The 17,934-nt window shown below is 53.3% G+C and carries 15 protein-coding genes; 13 read left to right on the top strand and 2 right to left on the bottom strand.

Features of this window, described 5'->3' with window-relative positions; translation table 11 throughout:
- Positions 1 to 149 precede the first annotated feature (149 nt).
- From ACO9K6_RS07995 to ACO9K6_RS07985, 3 genes are all read left to right on the top strand, one after another.
- The gene (locus ACO9K6_RS07995; protein ID WP_424767021.1) at positions 150 to 968 is read left to right on the top strand and encodes a sulfite exporter TauE/SafE family protein; all 819 of its coding nucleotides are present in this window, start codon (positions 150 to 152) and stop codon (positions 966 to 968) included.
- Between the two features lie 129 nt (positions 969 to 1,097).
- The gene (locus ACO9K6_RS07990; protein WP_424767020.1) at positions 1,098 to 1,952 is read left to right on the top strand and encodes an inositol monophosphatase family protein; all 855 of its coding nucleotides are present in this window, start codon (positions 1,098 to 1,100) and stop codon (positions 1,950 to 1,952) included.
- A 76-nt stretch (positions 1,953 to 2,028) separates the two neighbouring features.
- Entirely contained in the window at positions 2,029 to 3,195 is a 1,167-nt protein-coding gene (locus tag ACO9K6_RS07985; RefSeq protein ID WP_424767019.1) for a PQQ-dependent sugar dehydrogenase, read from the top strand.
- Between the two features lie 116 nt (positions 3,196 to 3,311).
- Here the strand turns inward: ACO9K6_RS07985 and ACO9K6_RS07980 are convergent, their stop codons facing one another.
- Positions 3,312 to 4,622: a glutamate-1-semialdehyde 2,1-aminomutase gene (locus tag ACO9K6_RS07980; protein ID WP_424767018.1), complete on the bottom strand. Its 1,311-nt coding sequence runs from the start codon at positions 4,620 to 4,622 to the stop codon at positions 3,312 to 3,314.
- A 103-nt stretch (positions 4,623 to 4,725) separates the two neighbouring features.
- Positions 4,726 to 5,793 carry an LCP family protein gene (locus ACO9K6_RS07975; protein ID WP_424767017.1) on the bottom strand — a complete coding sequence of 356 codons (1,068 nt, stop codon included), beginning with the start codon at positions 5,791 to 5,793 and terminating at the stop codon, positions 4,726 to 4,728.
- Positions 5,794 to 6,068: 275 nt separating this feature from the next.
- Here ACO9K6_RS07975 and ACO9K6_RS07970 point away from each other — a divergent pair, with 275 nt between their 5' ends.
- The 10 genes from ACO9K6_RS07970 to ACO9K6_RS07925 all read left to right on the top strand — a co-directional run bounded on the left by ACO9K6_RS07970 (position 6,069) and on the right by ACO9K6_RS07925 (position 17,783).
- On the top strand, positions 6,069 to 7,094 hold the full coding sequence (locus tag ACO9K6_RS07970; protein WP_424767016.1) for an ABC transporter ATP-binding protein: 1,026 nt from the start codon (positions 6,069 to 6,071) through the stop codon (positions 7,092 to 7,094).
- The gene (locus ACO9K6_RS07965) at positions 7,091 to 7,885 is read left to right on the top strand and encodes an ABC transporter permease (RefSeq protein WP_424767015.1); all 795 of its coding nucleotides are present in this window, start codon (positions 7,091 to 7,093) and stop codon (positions 7,883 to 7,885) included. The genes ACO9K6_RS07970 and ACO9K6_RS07965 overlap by 4 nt, the downstream gene beginning before the upstream one ends.
- A gap of 5 nt (positions 7,886 to 7,890) precedes the next feature.
- Positions 7,891 to 8,682: an ABC transporter permease gene (locus ACO9K6_RS07960; protein ID WP_424767014.1), complete on the top strand. Its 792-nt coding sequence runs from the start codon at positions 7,891 to 7,893 to the stop codon at positions 8,680 to 8,682.
- A gap of 77 nt (positions 8,683 to 8,759) precedes the next feature.
- Positions 8,760 to 9,260: a thioredoxin-dependent thiol peroxidase gene (gene bcp / locus ACO9K6_RS07955; RefSeq protein ID WP_424767099.1), complete on the top strand. Its 501-nt coding sequence runs from the start codon at positions 8,760 to 8,762 to the stop codon at positions 9,258 to 9,260.
- Between the two features lie 205 nt (positions 9,261 to 9,465).
- Positions 9,466 to 10,467 (top strand): methionine ABC transporter ATP-binding protein, encoded by a 1,002-nt coding sequence (locus ACO9K6_RS07950; RefSeq protein WP_424767098.1) that lies wholly within the window; start codon positions 9,466 to 9,468, stop codon positions 10,465 to 10,467.
- A complete protein-coding gene (locus ACO9K6_RS07945; RefSeq protein WP_424767097.1) occupies positions 10,467 to 11,126 on the top strand; it encodes a methionine ABC transporter permease in 660 nt (219 codons plus the stop codon). Before ACO9K6_RS07950 ends, ACO9K6_RS07945 begins: the two co-directional genes overlap by 1 nt.
- An 82-nt stretch (positions 11,127 to 11,208) precedes the next feature.
- Entirely contained in the window at positions 11,209 to 12,069 is an 861-nt protein-coding gene (locus ACO9K6_RS07940) for a MetQ/NlpA family ABC transporter substrate-binding protein (protein ID WP_424767013.1), read from the top strand.
- A 365-nt stretch (positions 12,070 to 12,434) separates the two neighbouring features.
- Positions 12,435 to 13,466 (top strand): AAA family ATPase, encoded by a 1,032-nt coding sequence (locus tag ACO9K6_RS07935; protein WP_424767012.1) that lies wholly within the window; start codon positions 12,435 to 12,437, stop codon positions 13,464 to 13,466.
- Entirely contained in the window at positions 13,463 to 14,896 is a 1,434-nt protein-coding gene (locus ACO9K6_RS07930; protein ID WP_424767011.1) for a DUF58 domain-containing protein, read from the top strand. Before ACO9K6_RS07935 ends, ACO9K6_RS07930 begins: the two co-directional genes overlap by 4 nt.
- A complete protein-coding gene (locus tag ACO9K6_RS07925; protein ID WP_424767010.1) occupies positions 14,880 to 17,783 on the top strand; it encodes a transglutaminase-like domain-containing protein in 2,904 nt (967 codons plus the stop codon). The genes ACO9K6_RS07930 and ACO9K6_RS07925 overlap by 17 nt, the downstream gene beginning before the upstream one ends.
- The last annotated feature ends 151 nt before the right edge of the window (positions 17,784 to 17,934 follow it).

The following is a 17,934-nucleotide window of genomic DNA, read 5'->3' as shown; positions in this document are numbered from 1 at the left end:
AATGGTTAAGAGCGGCTTTCGCATAGATCCGGCCGGCCGGATAGCCAACGCTTGCATGTTTTCTAATGAGGTAAGGCTGCTCAATGCCGGAAATGTTATATTTTTGATCAGCAGTAATGTACTATGCAACTGAAAAGGTGAATACGCCCATGGAATGGATTTTTCTAGTATTGCTGGGGGCAATAGCTGCTATTTTTGGCAGTATTGTCGGTCTTGGCGGAGGTATTATTATTGTTCCTGCTCTTATGCTGCTAGGCCCTGTGCTTTTAGGTGAGCCTATCGGCCACGCTTCAGCTGTCGGTATTTCCTTAACGGTACTGGTTGTAACGGCACTGGCTTCAACTTTATCGTATGCCAAGCGGAAAATCGTCGATTTTCGCAGCGGCTGGTTATTATTCATTACGAGCGGACCTGCCGCCGTACTGGGCTCAGCCTTAACCGGCCAGCTGCCAGAGGGTATATTCCAGCTCATTTTTGGTTTATTTATGCTGCTGATGGCATCGCTTTTGGTCGCACGGGACTATATGAAACCGTTTGCGAAGCAATGGCGGATCATTCGTACCGTCACCGATACATCAGGACAGGTGCACACCTACAGCTATGGCATTGCCCCTGTGCTGGCAATCGGCTTTGGCGTAGGCTTGATGTCTGGATTATTCGGCATCGGAGGCGGAGCGTTGTTCGTGCCCCTGATGGTGCTGCTGTTCCGGTTTCCGCCGCATTTGGCGACGGCGACTTCGATGTTCGTCATATTTCTATCCTCGTTGCTAGGCAGCGGGATGCACGCTTTCCTAGGAGAAACGGATTGGCTGCTCGTGCTGGCGCTTGTGCCGGGGGCATGGATCGGCGGAAAAGCAGGCGCGGCAATCGCAGTCAAGATAAGCGGGAAAGGACTGCTTTGGCTGCTAAGAGTAACGCTGCTGCTGCTCGCGGCTCAATTGATTATTGAAGGCGTGAGTTCATTTTGATATGGTGGAGTAAGCAGAAACGAATATGAATGCGAAACTTGAAGCAGTCTTGAAACGTAACAAATGAGAGCAAGAGCGATTCGTTTATGATTATTATATGAATATACATAGAGGGAAGAGGGATCGTTCGTGAGTGACTTGAATAACGCTTCCATCGTAGGGGGAAAGAGCTTTACTGCCGTCGCCATCAATTGCGCGTCGAAAGCAGGAGAGTGGATAAAGACGAGGCTTGGAAATTACGAAAGCCTTGATATGAAATTTTCCTCGCACGACCTTGTCACCGAGATCGATAAGGGCTCGGAGAGATTGATTCGCAAACTGATTATGACACATTTTCCTCATCATTCTTTTTTGGGTGAGGAAGGGGTAGAGCCGGGGCCCGAGGCTTCAACGAAAGCGCTGGAGGATTTGCGTGAGGCGGAGTATTTGTGGATCGTCGATCCGATTGACGGGACAACAAACTTCGTGCACGGCTTTCCTTTTTTCTGCGTGTCCATTGCGCTTGCCCATAATGGTGAAGTCATTGTAGGTGTCGTATACGATCCGATTAAGGATGAGCTGTTTGTCGCAGAGAAAGGAAAGGGCGCGTATGTTCATGGCAAAAGGATGCAGGTGTCCAAGGAGGATACGCTTCGCGGCAGTCTAGTTGCAACAGGGCTTCCAGCTGACCATCAATATGCCTTGCCTTTGAACCTGAAGGGGATTCAAGCCATTGCCCCGCAAGTTCGTAACCTTCGTATTTCTGGATCCGCAGCGCTGCATATGGCTTATGTAGCAGCAGGACGTCTCAGCGGCTTTTGGGAAATTGGACTGAACAGCTGGGATTTGGCGGCAGGCTCCCTGCTTGTTCGGGAGTCTGGCGGTATCGTGGGCGATACACTTGGCAATCCTTATTGTCTCAGTGTTCGCAATGTGGCAGCTTCGAACGGCCGCATTCAAGAGGAGCTTATTGCTGCACTTGAAATAGCGAAAGCCGACAAATAATGAATGAAGGACAATGAACCGCCGATTATGGCAGGCGCGTTGTCCTTCTCTGCTTTGAGAAAGGGGAGAAGGAAAGATGAGAAGTGCAAAACGAATTGCGGCTGTTATGTTGATCTCGTTGTCGTTGGGTGTGCTTGCAGCATGCGGGCAAAATGATCCGGCAGCCTCGTCTCCGCCTGCAGCAGCTCCAATTAATGACGCAGGAGACAAGCCTGAAGAAACGGCTGCTAACGAGCAATCCGCCGAACCGGCAGAAGCTGGTGAATCCGCTGCCGGCTATGAGGTAGCTGCGGAGGAGCTGCGGGTGCCATGGGTTATTACGTTTGACGGAGATATCGTCTACATTAGTGAACGTGAAGGCAATGTGGTTAAGGTAGACGGCAGGCAGATGACCCGCCAAACCGTTAGCCTGCTTAAAAATGTGCATGACCGTGGGGAAGGCGGATTCCTCGGTTTCCTGCTGGCTCCAGACTTTGAACAGTCGAGAATGGCTTATGCTTATCATACCTACCAGGAGAATGGGAGTACGTTCAACCGCGTCGTCTTACTTAATCAAAACGGCGATCAATGGGATGAGGTACGGGCGCTGGTGGAAGGAATTCCAGGTGCGGCCAATCATGATGGAGGACGGATGGCGATAGGTCCCGATGAGCTGTTGTATGTAACGACGGGAGACGCGCAGCAACCGGAGCTTTCTCAGGATTTAGACAGCCTCGCCGGCAAAATACTGCGTATGACGCAAGATGGCAAGGTGCCGGCAGACAATCCATTCCCAGGCTCCTATGTATATTCATATGGTCACCGGAATCCGCAGGGCATGGCATGGAATGCTGAAGGCGTCATGCTTGCTTCCGAGCATGGTCCTTCGGGCAGGCCGGGCGGACATGATGAGATTAATATTATAAAGCCAGGCGGCAACTATGGCTGGCCGGCCATATACGGGGATGCTGAGCAGGAAGGCATGATTACACCGATCTATCATACCGGCGAACCGGCAATCGCGCCGTCCGGTGTGACAATGGATGAGAATAATCGTCTGCTCATCGCAGCTCTGGTAGGCAGTGCGCTCTACCGTTATGACTTGGAAACTAAAGAGATGAAGATCGTCTTCGAAGGAGAGGGCAGACTTCGCGACGTTAAGATAAAGGATGGCAGGATCTACGTCATTACGAACAATACGGATGGGCGGGGCACTCCGTCGGCGAACGATGACCGGCTTCTGATACTGAATAAACTGGAGTAAGCGCAAGTGCTTGGAGAACGGAAGAACGCCATAGAACGAATAACCGGGCAGCCCCTAAGAGGCTGCCCGGTTTTGTTGGCAGGTGTAAAGCGGCTATGCTGTATTTGTTTTAACTGCTATAGTCGCGCGAATGCATAATTAGCGGCATTAATCGTTGTATCAATGTCAGCATCGGTGTGTGCAGTTGTGAGGAACCAGGCTTCGTATTTGGACGGAGCGAGGTTGATGCCTTGATTAAGCATAAGCTTGAAGAACCTGCCGAAAATCTCGCCATTCGTATCTTGTGCCTCATCATAGTTAGTTACCTTATGGTCGCAGAAATGAGCGGAGAACGAGCCGCGTATCTGATTGATCGTAAGCGGAATGCCATGCTGCTTAGCTGCCGCATAAAGGCCGGCGGCGAGCTTGCTAGCCAGCGCATTCATCCTGTCATAGATGCCGTCCTCCTGCAGCAGCTCCAGGCAGGCGATGCCTGCGGAAATGGAAGCAGGATTGCCGGCCATCGTACCCGCTTGGTAAGCAGGTCCAAGCGGAGCTACCTGCTCCATGATGCTTTTGCGACCGCCATAAGCGCCAATCGGGAGACCTCCGCCAATGATTTTGCCAAGCGCGGTAAGGTCGGGCTCGATTGCCGAAGCGTCTGGAAACGCCACATAGGTTTGCGCCGCGCCATAATGGAACCGGAAGGCGCTGATGACCTCGTCATAAATAACCAGCGCCCCTGCCTCGCGAGTCAGCTTGCAGAGGCCCTCCAGGAAGCCCTCATGCGGCATCACCATGCCGAAGTTGCCGACAATCGGCTCGACCATCACAGCCGCCGTCTCGGGGCCCCAGCGCTCTAGAGCAGCCTTCAGCGCCGTCAAATCATTAAACGGTACAGTAATGACCTCGCTCGCAATGCTGGACGGTACGCCAGCGCTATCCGGAATGCCCAGCGTGGAAGGACCCGAGCCCGCCGCAACGAGCACGAGATCGGAATGGCCATGATAGCAGCCGGCAAATTTAATGATTTTGGTCCGCTTGGTGTATGCCCGGGCTACACGAATCGTCGTCATGACCGCTTCTGTCCCGGAATTGACGAAGCGTACCTTGTCCATCGAAGGGATGGCCTGCTTCAGCATGCGAGCAAGCGTGACTTCCAGCTCGGTAGGGGTACCGTAGAGTATTCCGTTCTGAGCAGCGCGAACGATAGCTTCTGTAATATGCGGGTGGGCATGTCCCGTAATAATGGGACCGTAAGCAGCTAAATAATCGATGTAACGGTTATCGTCGACATCCCAGAAATAGGCGCCTTCGCCGCGTTTCATGAACACGGGAGCGCCTCCGCCTACCGCTTTGTAGGAGCGGGAGGGGCTGTTAACGCCGCCGACAATATGCTGCAGCGCTTCTTCGTAAAGCTTTTCGGATGTTGGTCGTTGTATTGTCATAGATCATAACCTCCAGTAGTTAGGCATCGTTTAATGATGGGGCCTTTATGCGGCAACAAAATACACGCAACAAGCGTTAGCCGTTGCGTGTATTCATTAGTTATTACTCGCTGCTCGACGAGCTCGCGGATGCTCCGCTTACAGCCCCGTTAGCGGCACCGTCCGTCGGCGCGTCGCTGGCAGGCGGTTCAGGTATGGTATCGTCCTGCTGCAGCGTCATTTCGATGAAATGATGCAGTTCGTCTGTATCTCTTACGGCTATGACGGATGCGCCGCCAACCCTGTCCTCTGAAATGAGTTCCATCGGCGGAATTTGCGTGGTGCCGGCTACATGGCTTTTGACGCCAAGCTGTCCCAGCTTCAGCATATCGGTGACGCTGATGTTCATTTGCACATAAGGCTGAACACTTTCTAAAATTTTCTTCATCCTGACAATGTTCCACGTCGACTGCAGCTCCTTGGACACGGCCTTCAGGAAGTTGCGTTGGCGCTCTGTACGGGTGAAGTCGCTCATCGCATCGTGACGGAAGCGCACGTATTGAAGGGCTTTGTCGCCATCGAGCAGCTGGTAGCCTTTCTTCAGATCGATATCGTATCGATTGCCGTCTGCGTTATCCGTGTAATGCATATCCTTCTCAACATCGAAATAGATGCCGCCAATCGTATCGATCAAGGCCTTAAAGCCTTCAAAGTCCGTATACACATAGTATTGAATGTCAAGTCCGAGCAGATCGCCAATCGTCTGCATGGCAAGCGGATAGCCGCCCAGTGTATATGCGGTGTTAATTCTTCCGCGCCCGTATCCTTCGATATCCACGTAAGTATCCCGCAATACAGAGAAGAGATGGGCTTTCTTCGTTACCGGATCGAATGATGCAACGAGTATGGAATCGGATCTTGCTGCCTGTCCTTCATCCAGACCACGCGCGTCACCGCCGAGCAGCAAAATATTTACTCTTTCCGTTCCTGCCCATTCCGGAACCTCTATCGTCTCTTCTGCATTCTGGTTGTTTGTTGTTTCATGTTTACCCGGTTGATCGCTAAAGTCTTCTAGTGCATTATATACGCCAACCCCCCAGTAGATCGCAACCGCGAGTGCTGCTCCCAGTAAAATAGAGAGGCTGATAAAAAACCATTTCCACTTTTTTTTCTTATTTGTTTGAGTACGCATTTCGTTAGAAGTGCTCCTTTCAAATGTTGCTGAAACTTTACCGTTCCAGTAGGGGCTGTTCTCTGATATTAGTGATGACTGCTGCTGCGAAGCGAAACCTCGGCTATCTAATAAGGATAATTTCTGCCGTTTACGCTGGGCGTGAAGTAATGTATGATTACATATCATAAAATTATAAAGCTGAATGACAGTTAGAAGCAAGTTTTATCGTTTTAGGGAAAATTAAATCGCTATTTCCTAGGAAATGTCGAAGTGAAAGGGGCTTTATCAACTAGATGCTGGCTATCGATGTGAAGGATTTAAGAAAACAGTTCAAGGTTCAAAAAAATCGTGAAGGCCTATCCGGCGCCCTCAAGGACTTGTTTAAGCGCGAGTATAACGAGGTAACGGCGGTTAAGGATATATCATTCCAAATTCCGCAGGGCGAAATATGCGGCTATATTGGAGAAAACGGAGCGGGCAAATCGACAACGATCAAAATGCTGACCGGCATACTGGTACCAACCTCCGGCGATATCAAAGTAAATGGTTATGTGCCCTTCAAGGATCGCGAGAAGTTCGTAAATGGCATAGGCGTCGTATTTGGACAGCGTTCCCAGCTGTGGTGGGATATCGGCGTGATCGAATCGTTCCAGCTGCTGCGGAAGGTGTATCAGGTATCGGAGCCAGACTTTCGCAAACGGCTAAATGAGCTTGTCGAGCGTCTTGATCTTGGCGAGCTGCTCAACCGTCCGGTGCGCAAGCTCAGTCTTGGCCAGCGGATGCGCTGCGAGCTCGTCGCATCGCTGCTGCATAATCCGTCCATACTCTTTCTCGATGAGCCAACCATTGGTCTTGATATCGTGGTGAAGACGGAAATCCGCGACTTCCTTATGCAGATGAACAAGGAGCAGGGGACGACGATATTGCTGACCACCCATGATCTGCAGGATATCGAAGCACTTTGCTCGCGCGTTATTATGCTGGATGACGGACGCATCATCTACGATGGCAATCTTGACGAGCTTAAGAGCCGCTGGAGCAAAGGCCGCGAGATTCAATTCCAGTTCGCCGCACATACGCCGCTAGCCAGACTTCAGCAGCTTACGGACAGTTTAGATGTAACCTGGAAGATGGAAAATGAAGTGACGGCAAAAATGTGGCTGCCGCATGCGGTTAACGTATCGGATGCGCTCGCGAGCGTGGTAGGCGGCACGGAAATTCGAGATATCAAAATATTCGAGACGAATACCGATGATATCGTTCGCGGTATTTATCAGACCGGTACCGCTGCAGCATCCAAGGAGACTGCAACATCATGATGAGCGCTTATATCGATTTTATTCGCATCCGGTTTCTCATGATGCTTGCTTATCGTGTGAATTATTACAGCGGGATCATTATTTATGCCATTAATATCGGAGCTTATTATTTTCTGTGGCAGGCGATATATGGCGACCAAGAGACGCTAGCCGGCTTTACGGTCAATCAAATGACGACCTACGTCGCTGTATCCTGGATGGCCCGCGCGTTTTATTTTAATAATCTGGATCGCGAAATTGCCAATGAAATCCGTGATGGCAGCGTAGCGGTGCAGCTGATCAGACCTTATTCCTACTTATTGGTCAAAATGATGCAGGGCTTCGGTGAAGGTCTGTTCCGCATGCTGCTGTTCATGGTGCCGGGGATGATTATCGTCTGTCTTATTTTCCCGGTAACGCTGCCTTCGGACCCTATAACCTGGCTCATTTATCTTGTCATGCTGTTTTTCAGCTTTCTGATCAATTCGCAAATTAATATTTTGACCGGCCTGTTTGCCTTTTTCGTTGAGAATAACGAGGGCATGATGCGAATGAAGCGTGTTATGGTCGACTTGTTCTCAGGCGTCGTCGTGCCAATTGCCTTCTTTCCGGGCTGGTTGTCTGCAACGATGCAGTGGCTGCCGTTCCAAGCGATCACCTATTTGCCAAGCTCCGTCTTTACGGGAAGAACGCCAAGCAGCGAGGCGCTGCCGGTGTTTGGGCTGCAGGTGCTTTGGTTCGTCGTGCTGCTAGTGCCAATCTGGTTCACATGGCGCGCTGCCCGTAAGCGGCTGTTCGTGCAGGGGGGTTAATCGAAATGAGATATGCATCGTTATTCTGGGAATATATTAAAAACTACGCCAAAACCCGCCTGACCTACCGCGCGGATTTCTGGATTGAAGTGCTTTCGGACTTGCTGTTTCAAGGGATGAATCTGATCTTCATTCTGATCGTTTTCCAGCATACGCCGACGCTCGGCGGCTGGTCGGAGGCTGAGGTCGTGTTCGTGTACGGCTTCTTCATGATTCCGTATGGTATCTTCAGCACCTTCTTCAGCATATGGAATTTCAGTGAACGCTATATTGTAAAGGGCGAGATGGACCGGGTGCTCACGAGGCCGGCGCACAGCCTGTATCAGGTGCTGCTCGAAAATGTCGATCCGCCGTCCCTGATCGGCTCCTTCGTCGGGGCCATCATTATGGCGCTTTGCTGGACGCAGCTTGACCTGCCGTTTCAAGTGCTGGACGTATTGATTCTGCTGGTTCTCGTACTGGGAGCGGTGCTGATCTATGCGGGGCTGTATACGGCGCTAAGCGCGATATCGTTCTATTCCGACGCTCCGACCGGTATCGTGCCGCTCATGTACAACATTCAAAACTACGGCCGCTATCCGGTTAACATTTATAACAAAATGATTCGGTTCGTACTGACGTGGCTGCTGCCATTTGCTTTCGTAGGCGTCATTCCGGCGTCTTACTTTCTGGAAAAGAAGGCGGACGACGTCTCACAGCTGGCGCTGCTGACGCCGGTGATGGGCATCATCGTATTTACGCTGGGCCTGCTGTTCTGGAATCATGGCGTGAAACGGTATCGGGGAGCGGGCTCCTAGTGCATTCTACTCTGTACAGGGACGAATACAGCTAGGAATGGATTTTGACGGAGGTGTGGAGATTGACAGCACTAGAAATGGGAAAAATAGTGCCGGATTTTGTCTTGCCGGCATCAAACGGAGAGAGCGTCGCATTAAGCGATTACCGCGGACGCAACGTTGTGCTCTATTTTTATCCGAAGGATATGACGACAGCCTGCATTCAACAGTCCTGCGATTTGCGGGATGCGAATCAGGAGATGCAGCAGCACAATACGGTCATTCTCGGGATTAATGCCGATTCAATAAAGTCACACCAGCGTTTCATTGAGAAGAAGGAGCTTCCGTTCCTGCTTCTCACCGATGAGGACCACAAGGTATGCGAGAAATATGGCGTGTGGCAGCTGAAGAAGCTGTACGGCAAAGAGTATATGGGCATCGTCAGATCGACTTTTCTTATTGATGCCGCAGGCAGGCTGGTCTATGAATGGCGCAAGGTGAAGGTGAAGAACCATGCGGAGCAGGTGCTTGAGGCGGTTCGCGCATTGGAGTCTGGCGCGGTTCAGGACAAGTGTGATACGGCTAAGCAGCGGTCATAACAGCAATAAAAAGGCGGTCTGTCGCGAGAGGTTTTAACGACCTTTGTGACGGGCCTCTTTTGGATGCCGTGAAAACCGCTCGCGGCGAGAGTAAAACATGGACTGCGGGTTACAATAAAAGAATAATTGGGTAATTTTGAGCATTGACAGCCAACACACACATATATACAATATGGTTTTCCTTGTAGGACAGGAGGGGATTCATCTGATCAGGCTGCATAACATCAGAAAATCGTATCGAATAGGCGCGGAATCGGTAGAAGCGGTTCGAGACGTTAGTTTGACGGTGCAGAAAGGGGAAATATTCGGCATTATCGGCCATTCCGGCGCGGGCAAAAGCACGCTGCTGCGCTGTGTCAATCTTCTGGAAAAGCCATCCTCCGGCATGGTTACCGTAGGCGAGGTGGAGCTGACAGGTCTGTCGGAGCGTGAGCTGCAGCGGCATCGGCGGCGCATCGGGATGATCTTCCAGCATTTTAATTTGCTCTCGATGTCTACGGTGAAGGAAAATATCGCCTTTCCGCTTCAGCTCGCGAAGCTGTCTAAACCGGAAGTAAATCAACGTGTCGATGAGTTGCTTAAGCTAGTCCAGCTGGAGCAGCATGCGGATAAATATCCTGCACAGCTGTCAGGCGGACAGAAGCAGCGGGTTGGAATTGCCAGAGCTCTTGCGAACAATCCGGATGTTCTCCTGTGCGATGAGGCGACATCGGCGCTGGATCCGCAAACAACAAATGCCATTTTAAAGCTATTGCTTGATATTAATGCGAAGCTTGGCATCACGATATTGCTGATTACGCATGAAATGAGTGTCATTCGGTCGATTTGCGACCGCGTAGCCGTTATCGACCAAGGCGAAATTGTGGAGATGGGTGAAGTGCTTCAGGTGTTTCTGAAGCCGGAGCATCCGGTTACCCGCGATTTTGTCGATCAAGTATCCGACAGCAGTGCGAATGGACAGCTGCTGCGTCAGCGCAAGGGACAGCTGCTGCGCATGACCTATATCGGCGATTTGACGTATGAGCCGATTCTTTATAATGCCGTGAAGCCGACCTCCGTGAAATTTGCGATTTTGCAAGGAACGGTATCGCGCATGAAGGAGACGCCATATGGCCAGCTCATTGTGGAGCTGATCGGCAGCGATAATGAAATTGAACGCGTGATTGCCGATCTGCGTAAGGAAGGGCTGGAGGTGGAGGTTGTATGATGAGCTTTGAGAACGTACGTTGGCCGGAAATAGGGGAAGCGACGAAGGACACGCTCTATATGATGACAGCCTCGCTTCTGTTCACGATCGTCTTCGGCCTTATTTTAGGCATCATATTATTTTTAACTTCCCGAAGACAGCTGTTGGAGCAGCCGATTGTGTATGCCGTGCTTTCATTTATTGTCAACGTGCTTCGCTCGGTTCCGTTCGTTATTTTGATGATCATGATTATGCCGGTCACCAAATTCATAACGGGAACGACGCTCGGCGTTGAAGGCTCGATTCCGCCGCTTGTCGTGGCGGCTACGCCTTTTTTCGCAAGGCTTGTGGAAACTTCGCTGCGCGAGGTTGATCGCGGCGTTATTGAGGCAGCGCAGGCGATGGGCGCCTCAAAATGGGATATCGTGCGGCGTGTGCTGCTGCGGGAATCCAGTCCAGGATTACTGGCCGCAGTGACGATAACGGCGGTAACGCTTGTCTCGTATACAGCGATGTCAGGCGTTATCGGCGGCGGCGGGCTTGGAGATTTAGCGCTGCGCTACGGTTATCAGCGGTTCCAGACCGATGTGATGCTGGTTACGGTCGTGCTGCTTATCGTGCTCGTTCAGGTGCTGCAGACAATCGGCGATGCGCTCGTGAGAAAGTACAGCAGGAAGTAGACATTAACATTCGTTAATGGGATGAAACGTCAATATCGTCAGTGACAGCAAAGACTGAAATTACACCAATGGAGGTATGAAAATGAAGAAAATTACCTATGTTCTGGCAGCCATGCTGCTTATGCTCGCGCTCGCTGCTTGCGGCCAGCAGAAGGGGAATGAAAACAATGTAAATGGGACGAGTCCTAACCCTAATTCCGGTGCGGAAGCAGACAAACAAGCGGAAGTCACATTGAAGGTCGGCGCTTCGCCGGTGCCCCATGCGAAAATATTGGAGTTTGTAAAGCCGATGCTGAAGGAGCAAGGGATTACATTAGATATTATTGAGTTCAATGATTATGTGCAGCCTAACACGCAGCTGTACGAGAAGCAGATTGACGCTAACTTCTTTCAGCACACACCATACTTGGAGCAATTTAATCAGGATAAAGGCTACGACCTCGTTAGCGTTGCCGGTGTGCATATCGAGCCCTTCGGCGCCTATTCGCGAAAAATAAAAAAGCTGGAGGAGCTGAAGGAGGGAGCTAAGGTTGTTATTCCGAATGACCCGTCCAATGGCGGCCGCGCACTAGCTCTTATGGCTGCTAATGGCTTATTGACGCTGAAGGAAGGCGTTGGCGTCAGCGGAACAGTAGCCGATATTACGGATAATCCGAAGAAGCTCGACATTACGGAGGTTGAAGCCGCTACGCTGCCGCGTGTATTGGACGAGGTAGATCTCGCTTTGATCAACACCAACTACGCCCTTGAGGCGGGTCTTGTTCCAACAACGGACGCCTTGTTCATCGAAGGCAAGGATTCTCCATATGTAAACATTCTCGTCGCTCGTCCGGATAATAAGGATTCTGAGGCGATGCAGAAGCTGGCGGCCGCGCTTCGCTCGCCGGAAGTGAAGAAGTTTATTGAGGATACGTATAAAGGCGCGATTGTCGCTGCTTTTTAATGCATAAGGATAAGAAATCGCCCCCGACACGATGTTGGGGGCGATTTTTTTATTGTAGATTCTATCTACATCATATTGCCGGGACTATTTACTGTAATCGTCAAATGTTGAGAGCCGCCTAAATAATACATGTGCCAAACTTTTATATGCTGAGAAGCGTTCGTCATTTACTATAATGCCGCTCATATAATCTATCAGATTGGGCAATAGCCCGTATGAGGTGATAACTATGTCTTCAACGATAAGCAACGGGAAATATAGATCGCGGAATAATAGCGGAGTCACTATTCTAGCAGGTCTAAAGCGAGAGAAAGATGGGGAAACTGGAAAATAGATAGATTTATTTTTCAGGAGGCGATGACCGCATGATTTCTCCCCAATTTTCTGAGGAAACGAAAGAGGAACGTTTTAGTCACTGGCCGGAGGCGCCGCAGGTGCTGCTGCACCGACTATCAATGAAGGTAGAGAGCGTGCTGCTTGGCAAGCAGCAGGTTATTAAAAATACGCTGACAGCGATGCTGGCGGGAGGCCATGTGCTGCTGGAGGACGTGCCGGGCGTCGGCAAAACGCTGCTTGCGCACGCGTTCGCCAGGGCGGTTGGCGGCGATTTCAAAAGAATTCAGTTTACGTCCGACATGCTGCCGGCTGATATCGTGGGCGGAGTCGTCCTTGATGCCAGGTCAAGCGAGCTTGTCTATCGTCCCGGTCCTATTATGGGCAATGTCGTATTGGCGGATGAAATTAATCGGACTTCGCCGCGTACGCAGTCCGCTCTGCTGGAGGCGATGGAGGAGAGGCGCGTGACAGTAGAGGGCAAGACGCGCAGGCTGCCGGTTCCATTTATGCTGATTGCTACCCAGAACCCGTTAAGCTTCGAAGGAACGAATACCCTTCCGGAGGCGCAGCTGGACCGATTCATGATGCGGCTGACGATCGGGTATCCGGGCTCGGCAGAGGAGAAGCGGATGCTGGAGCAATATGTGGACGGCAATCGGATTGAGCCGGAGCGTCTGCGCCCGGTCATTGCCACGGAGGAATGGCTTCAGATGCAGGCGGAAGCGCGGCAGACGCATATGCATCCGGCACTGCTGGAGTATATGGTGCAGGTGGGCGATGCAACGAGGCGCGTGGCGGAGGTATCGTTGGGACTGAGTCCGCGCGCCCTGCGCGATTGGCTGAGAGCCTCGCAGGCAAACGCCTATTTGGAAGGCCGCGGTTATGCGGTGCCGGATGATTTGCTGGCAACATCGGACGCCGTTCTGCCGCACCGGTTATCGCTTCGCTACGGCGCTGCGACGACTGGCTTGGATGCCTTGGCGATTATTCGGCGAACGATTCGCGAATGTCCGCTGCCTGCCGCTGCGGGGAATGGCTTTGGAAGCAGGAAACGCCGATGAATGTAGTGGATCGGGAACAGCTGGCGCCGCTTGACGCCGTTGAGAATGAGCGTGAAAGGATAGATGCGCGCACAAAGGGCGCAAGCACGGCAGTGGTTTGGGAGGATATGTCGGCGCAGAGCGTTTATCGCACGAGATGGCTTGCTTGGACGGTTATTGCGGTCGGCTTTGCCGGGAGCTTGGCAGCGGCGGTTCAGCGCGGCGGAGCGGTTGAACTATTTTTGGCAGCGGTGCTGGGCATGATTATTCTCATTAGCGGCGTGTTTCCCAGGATTGCTGCGGCGGGCATAACGGCTGCGCGTTTGCTGCCAAGCGAGGAGACGCGGGACGGCGGGACGATCGAGGTTCGGCTAACGGTGAAGCGGTCCTTTTTTGTCCCATTTGTGTGGATGGCTGTACATGATGCTGCGAGCAATGAGTGTTCAGCTTCTAGACGTGTTGTTCGATATAGCGCCGTGCTGCGACCAACGCTGAAGTGCGGGTCTGAGTCCGTCTACATGCTGCACAAGCTGCATCGCGGCCGGCATTCGTTTGAATATGCAGACCTTACAGTTGGGGATTGGCTTGGACTGACTGCTGTTCATAAGCGATTGCTATGCAGGTCGGCTTTTGTCGTGCTGCCGGGGCTACCTGAGTCTGACGCGCTTGAAAGCTGGCGAGCGGGCAGCGCACCCGTTGGCGAAACGAATACACGGCTGCTTGGAGCGTCTAGAGATCGCAGAGGGGAAGCCGCACGTGAAGAAATAGCAGCAGCGGTAAGAGCCGCTGGTATTGGTCCAGAAAGCCGTCCCTATCGGGAAGGGGATTCGCTTCGTCATTTGGATTGGCGCAGCGCGGCCAAGGGGCGCGGTCTGCAAACGAAGCTTTTCTCGCTGGAGCAGCCATGCCAGACGTTTATTGTTTTCGATACGAACGGCTCTGCCTATGCACAGGATGACCGTCTGTTTGATGCTTGTGCGGGCTGGGCTGCTTTTGCGGTAAAGCAGGCGGCTATTGGCAGTGCAGTTACGCTGCTGACAGAACAGGCTGCAGCGGCTGAAAGGGCATTTGCAGTTGAAGAGCGCAGCGGCAGCGTTTCAGACATGCTTCGCAGGCTGGCCATGCTTCGAGCTGACGGAAAGGGCTCGTTGGCATTCCAGCTTATGAAGAGCGGGCAAACTCTTGAGCGGGGCGGTACGATGCTGGTTTTTACGGCAGATTGGAGAGGCGGTCGGAGCTGGGGAGAGCTGGCCGGCTACGCGGCAGAGCGCGGCTGCAGGCTGGAGCTGTTCATTGTTACGCGCAGCAGCGTACTCTCCTTCGCTATGAGAGAGCAGCAGAAATGGCTGGAAAGCGGCGGCATCAAGGTTACGTGGCTGGATGTCCCTGCAGACATGAGCGAGCTTCCTTATGCGGAGGAAGGAGGTGCTGCACATGACTATGCCCAATGATCACAATGGCAGGAACGGATGGACACCAACTATGCGATCTGCGGCAAGGAGCACTGAGCGGAGCGCAGCGGGAGAGGAGTCGTTTGCTTACCGGTTCATCACAAGCGCGCTGCTGTTTGGTTTGCTTACAGAATGGCTGCTGCCTTGGGTAAAAGCTGGGGCTTGGTCGTTTATATATTATCCTGAGCCGCTCCTGCTTGTTATCGGCTTTACCTTGGTGCTCGGACTTTTCCGCATGCCGCTCATGCTTACGTTGCCCATGAATGCGCTCCTGTGCGTGCTGAGTTTAATGAGGCTGTATAAAAGCTCGGAGCAGAGCAGCTTGCAATGGCTGCTTGAATTTCCGGAAATGCTCAAGAATCATCTGCTCCTGGTTTTTGAAAATGGTCTATGGGCCATGTCCGGCGAGCTTCGGACGATGCTGCTCTTTATCGGCTGGGCGATGCTTGCTCCGGCCTTGCAGTCGCTCATATGGATGCGTCAGACTGCTCTTGGCATCGCCGCCATAACGGCTGCTTATCTAGTCACGCTTCATATTTGGCTTGGCTTCGAGATCATGGGTGGATTGATGCGAACCGTTGCCGAAGGGCTGCTGTTAGGAGCAATCGTCTGTGTACCGAGGGTGCAGCGGATTTTTAAGCTGGGACTTGGCAAGCTGAAGGGGCTGGAAATAAGCTGGCTCCTAAGCTCTGCTTTTGTAGTGCTGATGGTTATCGGCTGCGGGCTGCTGTTCGCAAGCGGCCGCGAGGCGGCGATGCCGGCTGCGGGCTGGTCTGAAACGCTGACGAATCGGGTAGAGAACGCGGTTCAATCATTAAGCAGGAGCGGCCGCTCTGTCACGGTGATGGGACAAGCTGGTTTAGAGCAGCCGGGCGGCGCTTTTACCGGCTATGGCTTCAACGATCGTGAGCTGGGGAGCCCGATTCAGCAGGATCATCGGGTTATTTTTACGGGTACTTCTACGGTAAAGGCTTATTGGCGCGGAGAATCGAAAAATGTATATGACGGCCGAGGTTGGAGCGATGTGTACAATACCTCCGTACGGATGCCAGTAGACGTCTCGGATGAAGCGGCGTTATTAGAGGCTGCCGCTTTGACGGGGAATCGAGAGCTGGGACCGGTGGTCCGTCAATCGGTTGTCTGGTTGGAGCCGACAGCCGGCATGCCATTATTCAGCTCAGGCCTCTACGGTCGCGTGACGGATTTCGTTGCGGCAGATCCTCGGCGGAAGCTTGAAAGCTACGTATTTGACGAAGAGACAAATGCGCTGCATGCGCAGTCGGCGACGACAAAGGTGGAACGCTATACGGTAGAGAGCATATTAGCGATAACCGACGCAGAACAGTTGCGAGCGCTGGGGTATGGCTTACCGGAGGATGCTCTGGATGATATGAATAATAAGGCGCTATCAGCGAATGAAACTGAGCTTCAAGCGAAGCTGGCTCCGTATTTGCAGCTGCCGGATTCTCTTCCGGGCCGGGTGATCGCTTTAGCGGCAGAAGTAGCCGGGGGAGGCTTTACAAGCCGTTATGATCAGGTGAAGGCGGTCGAGGATTTTCTAAAGTCAAGCTATGCTTATACGCTGGAGGGCAGCACGGCTCCACCGGAGGGCAGCGATTTTGTTGATCATTTTTTGTTCGAGGAGCGACAGGGCTATTGCGTCCATTTCTCTTCTGCCATGGTCGTGCTGCTGCGCTCGCAGGGTATCCCGGCGCGCTGGGTGAAGGGGTTCACCAGCGGGACGGCTGTGGAGGATGGCGCGAGTGCGGGGAGCTCGGATAGTGAGAGTCTTATTGAGGGAAACCTTTCAGATCAAGGCGAAGATCGACAAACTCAAGAGGCAGGAAGCTCAAATAACGATAGCATAAGCGCGAAGCTGGTTAATTACGAGGTGCGCGGGTCTGATGCGCACGCGTGGGTTGAGGTTTATTTCCCGGGCGCAGGCTGGGTGCCGTTTGATCCGACGCCGGGGTTCGGTGGCGTTACGACTGTTGCGTCCGCCGGGTTAGTTAGCGGAGCGGGGACTGTCGCGACCGGGCTTGCGAGTGCAGCGGGCCAAGTTGGCGGAGCCTTTGGCTTTGGCGAGGTGAGCTTCGCGAGCCTCGCCGGTTGGTTTGAGGCGGCGGCAGAGCAGACCGCCTCTGCCGTGGCGCGAGGAGCAGACGCTCTCGCGCAGGCGGCGCAGGGCGCCGCCAAGAGCGCAGCGGCGGCATCGCCTGCCGCTGCTGCAGCCGCAGGCGCGGCCGCGCTAGCGCTTGCGGCCGCGGCCATTGCTGCGGCGCAGCGGCAGCGGCTTCGCCTTGCGCTGGCGCTGCGCCGCTATGGCGCGGCCCACGCCGACGTCGCGAAGCTAGTCGGCGCAGCCGCGCCCGATCCGTCACGTTTCTCTGTGACGGATCAGTCAACCGCGCAAGCGGCGCAGCCGCGCTTGCGGGGAACAGGCGCGGCCGAGCTGGCGCCGCGCCACACTAGAGCAGGCGGCCGCGGCCATGCTTCCGCGCCGGGAAGCGCCGCTGCGCGCTCGCTCGCGCTCTCCGCAGCAGCGCGCCAGCGCGCCAGCTTCAGCGCAGTGGCTGCTGCGCTGGCTCCGCTGCTGCATCGCCGTTTAGGCGAGCACGCGCCGTTGCTAACGGCGCGCGAATACGCAAGCGCGGCCGAACCAGCGCTTGCTGTGGAGCAGCAGGACGCGCTCCGCCAGCTTGTGAGCTGGGTCGAGGAAGCGCAGTTTGCGTCTCCCGGGCTCTGGTCGGGAGCGCCAACGCCGGCGGCGCTGCGCAGCGTTGTGAGGGTGCTGAATAAGCGGCCAGCGCACAAGGCCAAGCCGGCTGCTGATCCGCAGCCAAAGGAGAAGGAAAAGCGTGCGTTTGCGCTCAAAGCTCCCAAGTAACCCGTTAAAAACAGCCCGATAAGCGCTTATACAACCTATCGGGCTGTTTTTTCTGTCCGCTGCCAAACCAACCGAACGCTGTAAGCACCAAGTTACGCGCTTAACCCGTCCAACTAACCCATATTACCTGCGTGTAAGCACGCCTATGCTC

The sequence above is a fragment of the Paenibacillus praedii genome (assembly GCF_049725345.1).
GTDB lineage: Bacteria > Bacillota > Bacilli > Paenibacillales > Paenibacillaceae > Pristimantibacillus.
The sequence above is the reverse complement of the archived record's forward strand: the minus strand, read 5'-3'. Positions and strand labels throughout refer to the sequence as shown.

What these genes read in the sequence shown, in the direction of transcription:
- ACO9K6_RS07975 (WP_424767017.1), bottom strand. Translation starts at nt 5,793, where the DNA reads ATGCGTACTCAAACAAATAAGAAAAAAAAGTGGAAATGGTTTTTTATC.
- bcp (WP_424767099.1), top strand. Translation starts at nt 8,760, where the DNA reads ATGGGAAAAATAGTGCCGGATTTTGTCTTGCCGGCATCAAACGGAGAG.
- ACO9K6_RS07995 (WP_424767021.1), top strand. Translation starts at nt 150, where the DNA reads ATGGAATGGATTTTTCTAGTATTGCTGGGGGCAATAGCTGCTATTTTT.
- ACO9K6_RS07980 (WP_424767018.1), bottom strand. Translation starts at nt 4,622, where the DNA reads ATGACAATACAACGACCAACATCCGAAAAGCTTTACGAAGAAGCGCTG.
- ACO9K6_RS07985 (WP_424767019.1), top strand. Translation starts at nt 2,029, where the DNA reads ATGAGAAGTGCAAAACGAATTGCGGCTGTTATGTTGATCTCGTTGTCG.
- ACO9K6_RS07960 (WP_424767014.1), top strand. Translation starts at nt 7,891, where the DNA reads ATGAGATATGCATCGTTATTCTGGGAATATATTAAAAACTACGCCAAA.
- ACO9K6_RS07945 (WP_424767097.1), top strand. Translation starts at nt 10,467, where the DNA reads ATGAGCTTTGAGAACGTACGTTGGCCGGAAATAGGGGAAGCGACGAAG.
- ACO9K6_RS07930 (WP_424767011.1), top strand. Translation starts at nt 13,463, where the DNA reads ATGAATGTAGTGGATCGGGAACAGCTGGCGCCGCTTGACGCCGTTGAG.
- ACO9K6_RS07940 (WP_424767013.1), top strand. Translation starts at nt 11,209, where the DNA reads ATGAAGAAAATTACCTATGTTCTGGCAGCCATGCTGCTTATGCTCGCG.
- ACO9K6_RS07965 (WP_424767015.1), top strand. Translation starts at nt 7,091, where the DNA reads ATGATGAGCGCTTATATCGATTTTATTCGCATCCGGTTTCTCATGATG.
- ACO9K6_RS07935 (WP_424767012.1), top strand. Translation starts at nt 12,435, where the DNA reads ATGATTTCTCCCCAATTTTCTGAGGAAACGAAAGAGGAACGTTTTAGT.
- ACO9K6_RS07925 (WP_424767010.1), top strand. Translation starts at nt 14,880, where the DNA reads ATGACTATGCCCAATGATCACAATGGCAGGAACGGATGGACACCAACT.
- ACO9K6_RS07970 (WP_424767016.1), top strand. Translation starts at nt 6,069, where the DNA reads ATGCTGGCTATCGATGTGAAGGATTTAAGAAAACAGTTCAAGGTTCAA.